This window comes from Tumidithrix elongata BACA0141 (assembly GCF_036349135.1).
Classification (GTDB): Bacteria; Cyanobacteriota; Cyanobacteriia; order Pseudanabaenales; family Pseudanabaenaceae; genus Tumidithrix; species Tumidithrix elongata.
In genome coordinates this window covers 1-13,282 of sequence record NZ_JAZBJZ010000135.1, presented here as the reverse complement: position 1 = coordinate 13,282, position 13,282 = coordinate 1, and the positions used below count along the sequence as shown (strand labels likewise).

Here is a 13,282-nt window from a genome sequence, read left to right as displayed (position 1 = left end):
GCTAATGCTGAAGAGACTTGCAGCCACTTCTTAAGATCTCAAATGGGTTCTATATGCCTTGACGACTCCCTCCAGATTGAGGGAGATGGTAATTTCATATTCCTGTCTGTAGCTCGTCAGTTCTTGGGGAGAGGGATAATCTTGCTTGAGCATTTTTACAACAATCGCTCTTCCATCATCTCCGATGCCTCGATATACCACCGAGGCTGAACTCTCATAGATTTGGCTTTGGACGGCTATTCCAGGCAGGGTAATCATGGAGCTTCTCTAGATGCGTGTAATGAGCCATATTACCTAAATTATATGTTGTCGTTCATCAGTAAGCAAAAGGCAGCAAGGGATGAATGATATCCATCTTGCATTCACTTTGAGGCTTCCAAGGGGTTAGTTATTTTCTGCGACTCTACACCAACAGCAAGTCGCGCTAGTACATTTTCCAATCCTCTACGTGCTTGTGTCAGATGAATTGGATCGTTCATCATCACAAAAAGGAAATTCGCAGCCAAAAGCATAGCCTCAATTTCAAAAACTACCTGGGCAACTTCCGCATTGGGATCGATCTCTCCAAGTTTTTGAGCATCAATAATGCACTGACTCAAGAATGAAAGCCACTTGCCTAGTACATCGACAACTAGATCTCTCGCTGGACCGGGGCGCGTGTCGAGTTCTGAGGCAGCTGCAGCAAAAAAACATCCACCCGGAAAAACTTTGCGTTCGAGATGCGAAAGGAATGAATGAGCTAGTACCTTAAGCTGCTCAGTTCCCTTGTATGCCTTCATTGCAGGCTGAAGCACTTCACTATCAAAAATCGCAGCTGCCGTTTCAATCGTCGCCAACTCCAGCTCTTCTTTGGATTTGAAGTGTGCGTAAAGTCCGCTCTTGCTCATCCCTACCTCCGCAGCTAGGTCTCCAAGCGACAAGCCATTAAGCCCCTTTGTTGTTGCCAGCTTTGCTGCGGCGAGCAGAATGATGTCCCGACTGGACTGTCCCTTAGAGCGGCGAGGTTCGCTGCCTTCCGAACCGATCTTTGATGACGAAGCAACGCTCATGAATAAAATTTAAATTTATAACTTGACAATAGCACGAACGGTCGTCATAATCAATGCATACAAAAAGACGAACGGTCGTATTTTTTGTATGCTATCCTTTAGAGCAATTCAAAACTACAGATTGGAGAAAACCTATGCCCTTATTGAATGTAAAACTGATCGAAGGTGTTTTCACGACAGCTCAAAAGCAAGAGATGATCCGCAAGCTGACTGACACAATGGTGGAGATCGAAGGAGAGAACATGCGTCCAGTGACTTGGGTTGTAGTCGAAGAGGTCAAGAGTGGTGAATGGGGAGTTGGTGGTAATCCTCTCACCACTGACGATGTGAAGGCACTGGCAGAAGGCAAGTCCAAAGATTAATATCTAACTATGCGATACAGTGAACCCGTCCATCGCCTTGTAGTTGTAAGAGACTCCCTCGCAGGTCGGGTCGCTGATCTTGGCTTGTTATGCTGTTTTAGTCTTTGCTATAGCTGTACTTCACTTATTTGGAAATACTATGACCAGAAAACTCATTAGCTCGGGTTCCACCTTTGAAGAGCAAATCGGCTACTCCCGAGCGGTAGTGGCTGGCGACTGGATATTTGTCTCAGGGACTACTGGTTTCGACTATAGCACCATGTCCATCTCGGATAATTTGCTCCAACAAACTGAGCAATGTTTAAAGAACATTGAGTCTACATTGCAGGAAGCAAATTCAGGTCTGCAAGATGTCGTTCGCGTAACGTATGTTTTGCCAAACGGCGGTGAGTTTGAGGAATGTTGGCCGATGCTGCGCCAATACTTCGGCGAAATATGCCCAGCCGCAATGATGATCTCCGCTGGTCTTTCAGATCCGCGCATGAAAATTGAAATCGAAGTCATAGCTCTGAAGCGTTCTTAAAGGAAAGTCATTCTCATCTCAAACGTTCTACAGCATCGGTATATTGGCATGTGTAAACTCAAACTTATTGAGTTTCTAAATATGAACATCTATGAGTGAATTGCGTTTGTGTGCGGTTACATTGAGCAGTTTTTCTTCACCGATACCGAGGTGTAAGTTATTAAAAACAGCATACGCCTATTTTTTACTCAAATCTACTCTCTGTAAGCTTTTTGCCTTTCTCTCTATAATAGCACTGGATAAGGCAAATAGGACAGCTTCGGCTCTGCTCAGCTAGACAGGAGAATTTTGTCTTAACCTCTATGCCGATTGCTATAGTTGTAGTTGAACCCCTGTTTTGGGCGCTTTCGGCGATCTGTGTGTTTTTTACCAGAACCCTTACCGCCCCCCGATACCAAATTACACAAACGGGTTTTCCACCCGAACTATGCCAACACAGATCGCTCGAAAACCCATCAATCTAATTCTTCAGAAGCCTTCAGAAAAGCACGCTTCGCCGCCAGCTTATTCTTACGATTGGTGTAGCGTCTAAAACTCCTGACATCCCGATGGCGCGTCAACTCCATCGCCAGAATTGGATCTAACTCATACTTGACAATTAAATTCGTCGCAAATGTATGCCTGCCGCGATGGGAATGCAGATCGATACCCGTTTTCTCAGCCAAATCATCCATCACATGACGAATTCCCCAATAACTCAACCGCTTTCCTTGGCTGCGATTAGAATAAGAGACAAACAACGGACTATCCAGCCCCAACTCCCCCTCTTGTTCCCTCCGCCAAGCCAGATAAGCATCTAGATCCTGAATCCCCAACTTAGTTAGAGGCACTTCACCCTTACTATCCCGCTTCGCCTCTTTAATCGCCAATTCTCCATTTACGTAATCCCCAACATTCAGACGCGATAGCTCCTCAGCCCTCAGCCCGTGCAACAACACCGAAAATAAAGCCCGATCGCGTAACACCACCTTACCTAACCCGATCGCCTCATAAATCCGCAATACCTCCTCATCCTCCAAGTCCTGAGCCACAGGATCGGGCAATTTTTCCTGTTGAATCCCAATCGTCGGATCGGCAGACACATATTCCGAAAGCAGCATCCAGCGATAAAATGACTTCAGCGTACGCAGCACCCGATTTACCGAACTCAGCGCCAGCTCGCGCTCCTTCAGCAAAAAAGTTTTAAACTGCGTCACCTTACGGCGACTCACATCCGCCCAAGCCAGATCGCACCAATCCATAAAGATCCGCAGATCTGCTTGATAGGCTTTCCGACTCTTAGGTTGCAAAGACCTCGAGGCTAAAAACTCATCGACTCGCGATTGCCGCAGATCCGCAGCGATCGCCCGCTCGAATACCTCTTGCGACTTGCTGTAAACAACTAAAGTTGGCTCTGGAACAGACATAGCAATAACTCTATCTATCGATCTCTGAATTATGATGATTTAGCTTCTTGCAAGATTTTAAGCTGAGGATTTATATGGGTTTGCGCTTTACATCTCGAACTTTAGCGCACTTCTGAGAAAATTAAGCAGCTAGGAGAAAAAGCATGATTGCTGGATAATACTGAGTTCAACACAGAAAGATAAGGGTATATGTCTACTAGAGCCTTGATTGGGAAGCAGATTGGAGAAAATGAATATCTTTCGATATATCTGCACCACGATGGATACGTCGAGTATGCAGGTCTGATCTTGCATGATTATTATTCCATGCAAGAACGCGTCGATCGTCTATTAGCGTTAGGGGATATGAGTGTAATTTCTCAATCTCCTGATGATTGCTCGTTTTATGCCAACGACAGGAAAAATCCTTGGGAAGAAGTAAAACCTAAAACCCGGACCCTTCAAGAACTTTGTAGTGAATCATGGGTCTATGTTTGGGATGGAACTCAATGGCTTGGGAGCGAGTCTAGCATGCTAAACCTTGTCACTATTCCTGAATTATTAAATCCTCAGTCCAGTTACGAATATAGTGAGTAGGATTGCCCCGTTATAAAGACTGACCCCTAATGGGTAAGTCCTGAATAGGGATAAAGCAATCGCATGCTTGAATTCGTGCGATCGCCTTTAGATGTTTTAGAGTAACATACGAGTGCTGAAAAAATATGCACTTGTACCGACTGCTAAAAATAGGTGAGAGAATGACCGTAACAGCGTTAAATTTTTTAGAATTGCCTACCCAAAAGCCAAGAATTAGTTTTGCTATAGACGAACAGTTAAAACAAGAATTAGAGGCTCAAGCAGATGTAGAGAGTCGTACAGTCTCTAACCTTGTTTTGCTTGCCGTTCGAGAGTATCTAGAGAAAACAAAAAGCGATCGGACCAAAGGTAAAAAGTCATGACTGACTCGATCAAAGCCACTCGCGCCATAGTCCAGATCGGCGCGTTAGCCGTTGATGGCTTTATGTTGCCTGATGGTGATTACAGGATGAGCCAAGCACAAGCGGCTGGGGCAATTGACGAGCCACCCGTTTACGCATTACGTTTTTTGGCTTCAAATGACAGCAAAGCCATACTAGGAAAAGGCTATACGGATTACACACCTGAAAGCGTAGAGGTTCAAAATGATGGTAGCGGTCGCGGACAAACTCGCATCAATGCCTTGCCGCTCGAACTAGTAGCAGCTTATTGGTTGTATCGATCGCATAAAGGAAATAAAAAAGCCTTTGCACTTTGTTGGGCAATATTGACTGAATCCTTAGAGCGCAGATTTGATAATGCTTTTGGTGTGACTCGTACCGAGCAAGAGAGAGAAGATCTGTTATCTGGGAGAGTCAGTCAATTGCAGTCCGACCTAGAACGCTTGGGTGAAGCCTACGCATTAGATGATGTTGCGAGACAAGAGCGCGATCGCTACTATGCACAACTCCTACAACATGGAATTACCCCCGATGCAGTACCCCAACCTGACACCCTAATTGAGTGAGGCTATGAGTTACCCCAGCCCTTTTTACACATTTAACAATCGCCTTCCAAATAAGGCAATCTGCGCTCAAAAATTCCCCATGTTTTCCTTATGCGGTTGTACCTTGGCAATCTGCACAAGATGCACTGACGTCATTTGAAACAATACTGGCAAGGGTGGCTACAACTTTAACTACTTTGGATAGCCAAGGAGCAGTTTGCGTAGCAAGTGCTTAGCTTTGCTTGCTACGCAAACCCCAATTTCTCTTGCGACTTGCTGTAAACAACTAAAGTTGGCTTTGGAACAGACATGACAGTATCCCTTGAATCAGTAATCTATCCACGAATCACAGTAATCTTGCGCCCTGCGGGACTGGTAGTACTCTCAGTCGTCGTCCGATCGCTTATCGGTGGCAACCCCTTACGGCGATCGAAAATCACCAGCCATCCTGTCTCCAGCCCTAGCCCGGACAGATAGTTATCGAGTTGTTGCAATCCCTCATTCAGCGGGTTTGACCTCCCATCTGCCCATACCTTCAACTCCATCCCCAAAGTTACCTTGCCATAGCGCAAACAAATATCCATTCTCCCCGAACCGATCGCATATTCTCTCTCTAAGGTTCCACCCCCATTCGCCACCCGATGCAAAAACGCCATCATTACCAGATGCGGCGCTATTTCTGGATAGGGCGTACTTTTAAACAGTGGTTCTCCATGTTGACGCCAAAAGGCTAAAAACGCATCGAGTAAAACTTGGACATTTAGGCTCCCATCCGCATTCAGCCAGCTCGGTTGAATCATAGGCAGACTATCTTGCGTTCCTTGAGATAGAACCCTAGGAACTACTTCTTGGTAAATAGGATTAGCAATCTTCAGTCCGCCTTCTTGGCTGCGCACGACTAAACCCAAATCTAATAAATAGCGGCGATCGTCCTCGGGAGTATCTTCTAGCTCTAATCCAGATAAAATCGGCTGAACGATCGCTCGAACTCGTTGTTCTCTCAGTCTCTCCGCAAGGCTATCTAAATGCGTATCTTGCCTCTTAATTAGAATTTCCTTGGCTTGATTTACTAATTCAGGAGTAATTGGAATAGCAGGATCTTTGGCAATATATTCAACGATTTCCTTGGCGATCGCATTCACCAGCCACGGTTGACCCTGTGTCAAATGAAAGGCTAGATCGACTGCTTCAGGGGTAAATATCTGTCCTGTGGCATCTGTATGTTGCTGATAGAGTTTTCTGACATCTTCAAGGGTAAAATTGCTCAGCGTGAAAGATCTCACTTTGATATTAAAGGGACTGGAGGAATTCAGGCGATTGCTCCCCCCAGAGGCAAATTTATAATCCCGCACGTCGCGCATTCCTACCAGTGCCAATGATTGCGGGAATCCATGAGGACGCCGAGGAAACCCAGAACGGATTTGTCGCAGCACTGATACTAAAGTCTGATCGCTCAGGGCATCAATTTCATCAAGAAATACGACCAAGGGACGAGGAGAACACTGTGCCCAAGCACTCAGAAATGAACCTATTTGGCGACCCGATTCCCCTTGGATACCATCATTGGGTTGAAGTTCTTTAGGCAAATAAAACTTGATAGCGTCTTGCCATTCGTCTAAGATGGCTCTCTCGGCAGCATCTGGATCGTGAGAAAATACCGCCCCTACTTCTAAGGAAAGCATTACCGATACGTATTGACCGCTGTCAGTTAATTCCTTTGCTAATGAGATCATTGCTGTGGTTTTACCCACTTGCCTTGGCGCATGGATCACAAAATAATTTTCTTGAGCAATTAGTTGCTTTATTTCAGGCAACCGCTCTATGGACGGCAGCATGTAGTGAATGTCGTCCTTACAAGGACCTGCGGTATTAAACCATTTCTGCATAACGACAGTTAGTTAACGGGGCATATACCCCTTCAATATATATCAACGAGCTAAGCAAAGCCCTCAAACCTAGAAAACCCGTCAGAATAAATAAGTATAAATACTCATTCGTTTTATTTCTATGGCAAATAATGGACAATTATCTGTTCTAAGACAATTCTGTGACAAATTGCAGTCTTAGGCTTTGGTTTTGCGATCGCGTTTCAAAATCTTACTTACCTGAAGGCTGAATCTACGAGGAGCAAGTGCTTGTAAGATCCAACCTTAGGATTTAGAGAGTTTGAGGCAAATGACGAAATTTGCGAACCTCAGTAGATCGAAAATCACTCCAGAGAGGGTAAATAGATGATTGTAATGAAAGGGAACTGTCGTTCAACAGCATGAGAGAGGAATTCCAACATAGTTTTAAGGTTGAATAACTCTCGGTAAACCAATCGCCCCCCTCGACGGGATCGGATGACAAAGCACCAGAGTAAATAAATCCAGAGATTGACCAAGATAAAAGCAAGAGCAACAAATAAGAGCCTAACCGCAGGATGCTTGGTGCTCGTGCGAATGCGACAGTAATTTTTGATTCTGTAGCTGGTTTCAATGCCAAAACGTTCGCGATAGTGATGATGAATCTGGTGAAGAGAAACCTTGACACGATACACGACATAGACGAAATAATGAATTCCGTGTTGCCCTTTGAAACCTTTATGGTAGGTGCAAATGACACGCATCTGGCAAGTGACAGAACCATAGTGGGGACTGTTAAGGGTGTAGCGAGTAACGTAACTTTTGTGTCCTACGAGCAATTGCCTAGTGCCAGCAATCTTGCCTCGAATTACCGCAGGCATGATGAAAGGGATATTGAGGGTTTGTAACCGAATCACGGGTACACTGTAGAACCCTCGGTCGAGGTAGAGGCGTTTAACCCGTACCTGCAAAGGATACAGCATTGCCAACAGATAGGTCACAGTAGCCACCAAAGTTTCGCGACAAGACACGGCATGAATCCCCAAGGTCACCCGCTGATTACGGCTAATCACATAGATCGTAGCGTAGGCAAAGAAAGAGGTAGTACCTGATTTGGCTTGAGATCGATAGATATAAGGGTCTTCTACCTCACTGGCATTGCCGTAGTAGGGGAGTAAGTTTAGGTCTATGGCAACACGATGCTTCCCATTGCTCACCTTAGGGGGTATCTGGCTCTGTAAAGCTTGCTCTTCTAGGGTTGACATGTCAACGAGTTTATTCAGGTGGTATCGAATCCCATTACCTGTGGGCAATCCCTCCAAACACTTTGCTGTGTGTTCGATGCTATCTCCTCGACTAGCTACTCGTAATAGGGTCTCAAATAGCTCTTGGGGACTATATCCCCCTTCCATCTCGATGGGTAGAGGTGGGTCAGGCATTGTACTGCTGCTCGCAGGGCCATTTCGTCATTTATAGCTGGAACGGGGGATAATAATGAAAATGGGTAGGCACTTATGGCTTTAATTCAACTCTTCTAGCCTAAGCCTAACCTTTCTTTGATGTATTTCCCTTCTATATTTGCGATCTACTGAGATTGAGTGACATTGTTAGGACTCAAATTAATATCCTTGGCAGAAAATATCGATTGATATAGTATCTCGACTTTTGCGACACTTTAAGAAGTCATCAACTGGAAGGATAAATTGCTTGCACATCTAAAACAAATGTTCGTTATAGTCACCCTAAATAGGAGATAAACAGTATCCTTACAAAAAAGCCTTCAGAAATAGGAAGGCTTGGAAGTTCGAAATCAGTTCAAATAGTAACTTGACTGACTTGAACTTTTTGCACAAACGAGATAATTTGCGAATAAACCGCTTTGCCTGTAGCCAAATATTTTCAACAGCATTCTGCTCAGGAGCATCAGGAGCATCAGGAGCATCAGGAGCAAGAAGAATACGGGTGATTTTCCACTCTTCAGGAGGTAATGTACCATACACTTCACTGAAGAATTCGCGCACTACCGAGGAACACTACACTTATGACGTATCTTTTTTAAAATTGGTATACCCCTTATCCTCGAATCAGTTGCAGTAATGCCTCTGTGGAGATCTTGCCACTCATATCCGTTCCTTCCAGCAAACTATCTGCCAAATCTCGCTTTTGCGCATGCAGTTCTAGAATCTTTTCTTCAATTGTATCCTTGGCGACAAGCCGATAGATTGTCACTGGACGTAGTTGACCGATGCGATGGGCGCGATCGGAAGCTTGATCTTCCACAGCAGGATTCCACCAAGGATCCATATGAATCACATAATCAGCAGCCGTCAGATTTAAACCCGTACCGCCAGCTTTAAGGCTGATCAAAAAGACATCACCCTCGCCAGATTGAAAGGCATCAACCCGCTTTTTGCGTTCGTTAGCTGGGGTACTGCCATCAAGATATTGATAATGAATTTTTTGCAGATCGAGATATTCGCGGAGGATCTGGAGGTGATCGACAAATTGACTGAAGACTAGGGCTTTATGTTTATTTTCTAGCAGTTCGCTTAAGGTCTCGCCAAAAAGCTGTAATTTTGCACTAGGCAAGGGAATATCGCTTTTGACTAAACGGGTATTACAGCAAGCTCGGCGCAGTTTCATAATTTCTGCAAGTACTTGTAAGTGTTTCTGGCCTGCGTTTGCTTCGCTATGGCTGAGTTTGGCGATCGCATCGCGGCGCAGGGCTTCATAAAATGCCATTTCCTCTTTGCTCAACTCCACTTGCAAGGTAATTTCTGTGCGTTGGGGCAGTTCGGCTAAAACTTGATTTTTAGTGCGGCGTAAAAGGAAAGGTTGAATTAGCTTTTTAAGTTGGCTGCGAGCTTGCTTATCCTGCGATCGCTCGATGGGGTTGGCAAAACGTTGATTAAAACTTTCGAGGGAACCCAGTAAACCCGGATTAATGAAACGAAATAAGTTCCATAGTTCGCCAATGTGATTTTCAATGGGAGTGCCCGTCGTGATCAATTTGAAGCCTCCTTGTAAGGTCATTGCCGCCTGCGATCTCTTGGTGGCAAAATTTTTGATCGCTTGGGCTTCATCGAGAACAATTGTCTGCCACTGCACTTGGGCTAGCATCTCAGCGACTTCTTCTTGTTGCAGCAAGCCATAACTACAAATTACGATATCAAAAGCTTGCAGATCGTCTAAGATTTGCTGGCGATTACCTGTCCCAAACGGAATTACATTGAGCGTAGGTGCAAATTTGAGAGCTTCGCTAATCCAATTCATGCAGACAGAAGTGGGAGCCACAATTAATGTAGCGCCCTCAGGAGCGCGGGTGAGAATCAGTGCCAAGGCTTGCAGGGTTTTCCCTAAACCCATATCATCTGCCAAACAAGCTCCAACTCCCCAAAAAGCAAGGCGCGCTAACCAGCGAAATCCATCGATTTGATAATCGCGTAGTTCTGCTTGTAGTGTAGAGGGTAACTGCGGCTCAAAGCTTTGCATCGCTTTTAAGCGTTTGACATGCTCTTTCCAATGCTTGTCGGTTTTGAGACTGCCAACCTCGTCAACAAACTCTTCTAAAGCTAGCCCTGCTAGAGGGTGAAACTTCATGCCTTTCCCATTCTTCTCAGAGACTCGGCGCAATTCATCCAGACGTTGGCGAAACTCTTGGGTCAGGGCAAGGAATTGTCCGTTGCCAAGCGGTACAAACCGACTCGGTGTTTTATCGAGCAGCTCTAGTAAACGCTGCATATCCAAAACTAGATCGTCTCCTAATTTCAGCTCTCCTTCCATCGCAAACCAATCCTTTTGTCGCTGAATCGACATACGGAAACTGTTCATATCGGCGCGATGTCCAATTTTTAATTTCTCGCCTTCGGGCCATTCTAAAACGACGCGATCGCCTAACTCCTGCAATTCTAAAAGCAGTTCCAAACAATTTTCAGGATCTTCGATCGACCATTCCCCATCTTGTTCTGGATAACTGGCAAAAGTGGGACAATCAGCGACGATCGCTTGGGCAAGTTTTTTCTCTTCTTTTAGGTCGCGTGTGGTTTGCAGGCGTTTTCCATCGATTTCAGCAATCACCGTAGCACCCCCTGCACCTGGGCGATAGTAGGCACCGCCTTGAGCAAAGGGACGGGTCAATAGGGCGACTTTTAAACCTTCTCCCGCAGGTAAGAGATGAATATGCGGTTTGCTGTCTGTGGGTACTTCTTCGGCATTGCCAATCCCGCCGCCGATGTCAGAATGTACGGTCACTATCGAAGAGATGGCATTGATTGCAGCTAACACCCTCTCTTTAGCAATAACTGGGATTTCCAACTGTTGGTCTTTGCCGAGAATTTCAAGAATACGACGATGGTCGGCGTTAATTTGAAATACCTTGAGCTTGGTTGGACTTTCTTTAATCGTGACAAAATTTTTGTTGGTAATGGCTTTTGGGAAAAACTCTAAGCTCAAGCGATCGCCTTTCCTTTCTTTGACCAATATTTCTGGTTCGCCCTTGACGATTTCCACCCGCGTTGTGGGCGAATCTTCCCAAAATACTAAGGGATGCCCAATCAGGGCGCAAATTGCCGATTGATCAAAATCATAATAGGTTTGTCCGTAGTAACCCGAGGTAGTCTCAACGACGATCGAGGCACATACTCGCAAATCTTGGGGTGTGAGATAGTCAAACTCATCTCGATCGAATTTCAAGCGTTTTAGCGCAATATTCCGACCCTGACTCCAGACGCCTTTGACATTGATCTTTTGTTCCCTTGGTTGAAAACTGCAACTTCCACTCGTAAAGAATTTAATGAACCACACTAGGCGCATCAGTGGCTGCGTGCTTGGCTGTTCGGCAGGTGACTTATTTAGATTGAGTAAAGCATTTAAGCTAAGTTCCCATGTCTCTTGGGGATGGATTAAATCAGCGATCGCAAGAATGTCTTTGCCCTGACGCAACTCGGCTGCCTTTTGCTTATAGCCGTTGCGAGTTCCTAATTTTGATAGAAGTTCCGCAACCTCCATGGCTAACCAGAGATATTCCGAATTTACAGCGCGATCGTAAAGGGGTTCTAAAATTTTAGGCAGCCGCTTTTTTGCCTTATCAGGATCTGTCCAATACAAACATAAAGCGCAAAAGAAGGTCTCGATCGCACTATGTTCGTCGGAAATATATTCATCCACAAGCGCTTCTTTTTGAGCGAGGTCGCCCATCTGCAATTTCAATATTCTTTGCAATCTTGTATAGGTTGTTTTTAACCAGTGGCCAGTTTGCCGAGCAATAATTCCTGCATATTCTTCGGCTTCTTTGAGACTGTCTGAAGTTCCTTCTTGAATCAGCGCGAGAATAAAAAATAGCCCACTAATGGTATTGAAGTAGCCCTGACGCTTACCAGTAGATTTCCTGGAAATCGTAAGTGCCTCTCTATATTGCGCGATCGCCGTTTCTCGTTCGCCATGTAAAAAATATAACCAACCCCACTCATCTCTTCTACTTTCTAGATCGCTAGGGAGACTTTCTAAAACTTGCTTTGCTTCTAGAAATTTTCCACGCAGTATATTTTGTTCGACAAAAAGCACGATCGAGGAATTGGAACAAGTATAGGTTTGGTTTATCTTTTCTTGGAGTAGGTTAAAGGCATCACTGGCAGGCAATAAGTGGAAAAATGATTTATCCAAGATACTGGCTAACCCTAACTCATAAAACTCCTGCGATAATGTGCTAAACCAGTTGCGATCGAAGGGATTGTTATAAACTTGATAGAGAACATCACTCAGAGAAATCTCTTCTTTTTTTGAGTATCGATAATAGTCTGTAAACTGTTTGTGGATAAATGCCATATCCTGACGATAAATTCCAATTCGTACTTCTCGGATCAGCTCGGCTTCGCTTCTAAAATTCCGAGGCGAATTTACCCCTCCGTAAGAAGCTATGGGAATCTTTTCTTCAACTGCTTTGACCATTCTCTCAAAATGTCCGAGTGCGATCGCATCGCGAATGGCTAGATCGATAAAGAAAAGATTGCAACGAGGACCATATCCACGTTCTTGGATCAACAAGTCTAATTTTATTAATTTGTCTAAATGTGGCTTTATTTCTGCTTGAGTTAAAGAATTTCCATTCTTGCCCTTAACAATCTTGTTAAAGCAATCTAAAAATGTCGCTCTATTAACGGGTTCGTAAATAATTGCAAACAACTGAACGATCTTTTGCTCTAACACAGACAACTTAGCGTAGGCTGCAGTAAGCTCTGATTGAAGTTTGGCAGTTTGAATAGAAAGATCTATCATTTTGCTTGCAATATTTATAGTTCAATTCTTCAAAGCCCTAGGTCGTGAGTTAAGCTTGTTGAAATATCAAAACTCAGGGGCTACCAGCTACTTAACTATAATCCATCACGATCCTGAGTTGAAAGGGTTATAGTACAAATATTAAGTCGATGGTCATTACAGGCTCGATCGCTCTAGCGATCGCCCAATATAAGCCAGAGCTTCGTAGGCCTTGTGTCGATAGTTAAAACATTCTGAATGCTAAACGCATGGTGACGTAGCCCTACAAACCATTGCCAATCAAGATAAACGCAGACCAATAGAAAGGATGGGCGAAGTCTTTAC

General features: G+C 44.6%; 10 protein-coding genes and 2 pseudogenes. 5 read left to right on the top strand and 7 right to left on the bottom strand.

All coding sequences use genetic code 11. From position 1 onward, the window contains the following. Positions 1–51: 51 nt before the first annotated feature. Positions 52–258 (bottom strand): annotated as a pseudogene (locus V2H45_RS22370) (serine/threonine-protein kinase PknK); the annotation flags it as partial. 104 nt (positions 259–362) lie between these two features. Next, complete coding sequence (locus tag V2H45_RS22365; RefSeq protein ID WP_330485906.1) at positions 363–1,049, bottom strand: TetR/AcrR family transcriptional regulator; 687 nt, start codon at positions 1,047–1,049, stop codon at positions 363–365. Between the two features lie 134 nt (positions 1,050–1,183). On the opposite strand from V2H45_RS22365, the gene V2H45_RS22360 reads away from it, so the two are divergent. After that, on the top strand, positions 1,184–1,411 hold the full coding sequence (locus V2H45_RS22360; protein ID WP_330485905.1) for a tautomerase family protein: 228 nt from the start codon (positions 1,184–1,186) through the stop codon (positions 1,409–1,411). 139 nt (positions 1,412–1,550) lie between these two features. Next, on the top strand, positions 1,551–1,934 hold the full coding sequence (locus V2H45_RS22355) for a RidA family protein (protein WP_330485904.1): 384 nt from the start codon (positions 1,551–1,553) through the stop codon (positions 1,932–1,934). Positions 1,935–2,389: 455 nt separating this feature from the next. Here V2H45_RS22355 and V2H45_RS22350 read toward each other — a convergent pair whose 3' ends face one another. Next, positions 2,390–3,340, bottom strand: a complete 951-nt coding sequence (locus tag V2H45_RS22350; RefSeq protein WP_330485903.1) for a tyrosine-type recombinase/integrase — start codon at positions 3,338–3,340, stop codon at positions 2,390–2,392. A 189-nt stretch (positions 3,341–3,529) separates the two neighbouring features. Here V2H45_RS22350 and V2H45_RS22345 point away from each other — a divergent pair, with 189 nt between their 5' ends. The 3 genes from V2H45_RS22345 to V2H45_RS22335 all read left to right on the top strand — a co-directional run bounded on the left by V2H45_RS22345 (position 3,530) and on the right by V2H45_RS22335 (position 4,862). After that, positions 3,530–3,916, top strand: coding sequence for a hypothetical protein (locus V2H45_RS22345; protein WP_330485902.1), 387 nt, complete (start codon positions 3,530–3,532; stop codon positions 3,914–3,916). A 161-nt stretch (positions 3,917–4,077) separates the two neighbouring features. Continuing rightward, complete coding sequence (locus tag V2H45_RS22340) at positions 4,078–4,278, top strand: ribbon-helix-helix domain-containing protein (protein ID WP_330485901.1); 201 nt, start codon at positions 4,078–4,080, stop codon at positions 4,276–4,278. Beyond that, the gene (locus V2H45_RS22335; RefSeq protein WP_330485900.1) at positions 4,275–4,862 is read left to right on the top strand and encodes a hypothetical protein; all 588 of its coding nucleotides are present in this window, start codon (positions 4,275–4,277) and stop codon (positions 4,860–4,862) included. The genes V2H45_RS22340 and V2H45_RS22335 overlap by 4 nt, the downstream gene beginning before the upstream one ends. Positions 4,863–5,176: 314 nt before the next feature. Here V2H45_RS22335 and V2H45_RS22330 read toward each other — a convergent pair whose 3' ends face one another. From V2H45_RS22330 to V2H45_RS22315, 4 genes and pseudogenes are all read right to left on the bottom strand, one after another. After that, entirely contained in the window at positions 5,177–6,727 is a 1,551-nt protein-coding gene (locus tag V2H45_RS22330) for an AAA family ATPase (RefSeq protein WP_330485899.1), read from the bottom strand. A gap of 323 nt (positions 6,728–7,050) precedes the next feature. After that, positions 7,051–8,147 (bottom strand): annotated as a pseudogene (locus tag V2H45_RS22325) (transposase). A 304-nt stretch (positions 8,148–8,451) separates the two neighbouring features. Then, positions 8,452–8,706 (bottom strand): hypothetical protein, encoded by a 255-nt coding sequence (locus V2H45_RS22320; protein ID WP_330485897.1) that lies wholly within the window; start codon positions 8,704–8,706, stop codon positions 8,452–8,454. Positions 8,707–8,758: 52 nt separating this feature from the next. Then, positions 8,759–12,958, bottom strand: a complete 4,200-nt coding sequence (locus V2H45_RS22315; protein ID WP_330485896.1) for a DEAD/DEAH box helicase — start codon at positions 12,956–12,958, stop codon at positions 8,759–8,761. Positions 12,959–13,282: the final 324 nt, after the last annotated feature.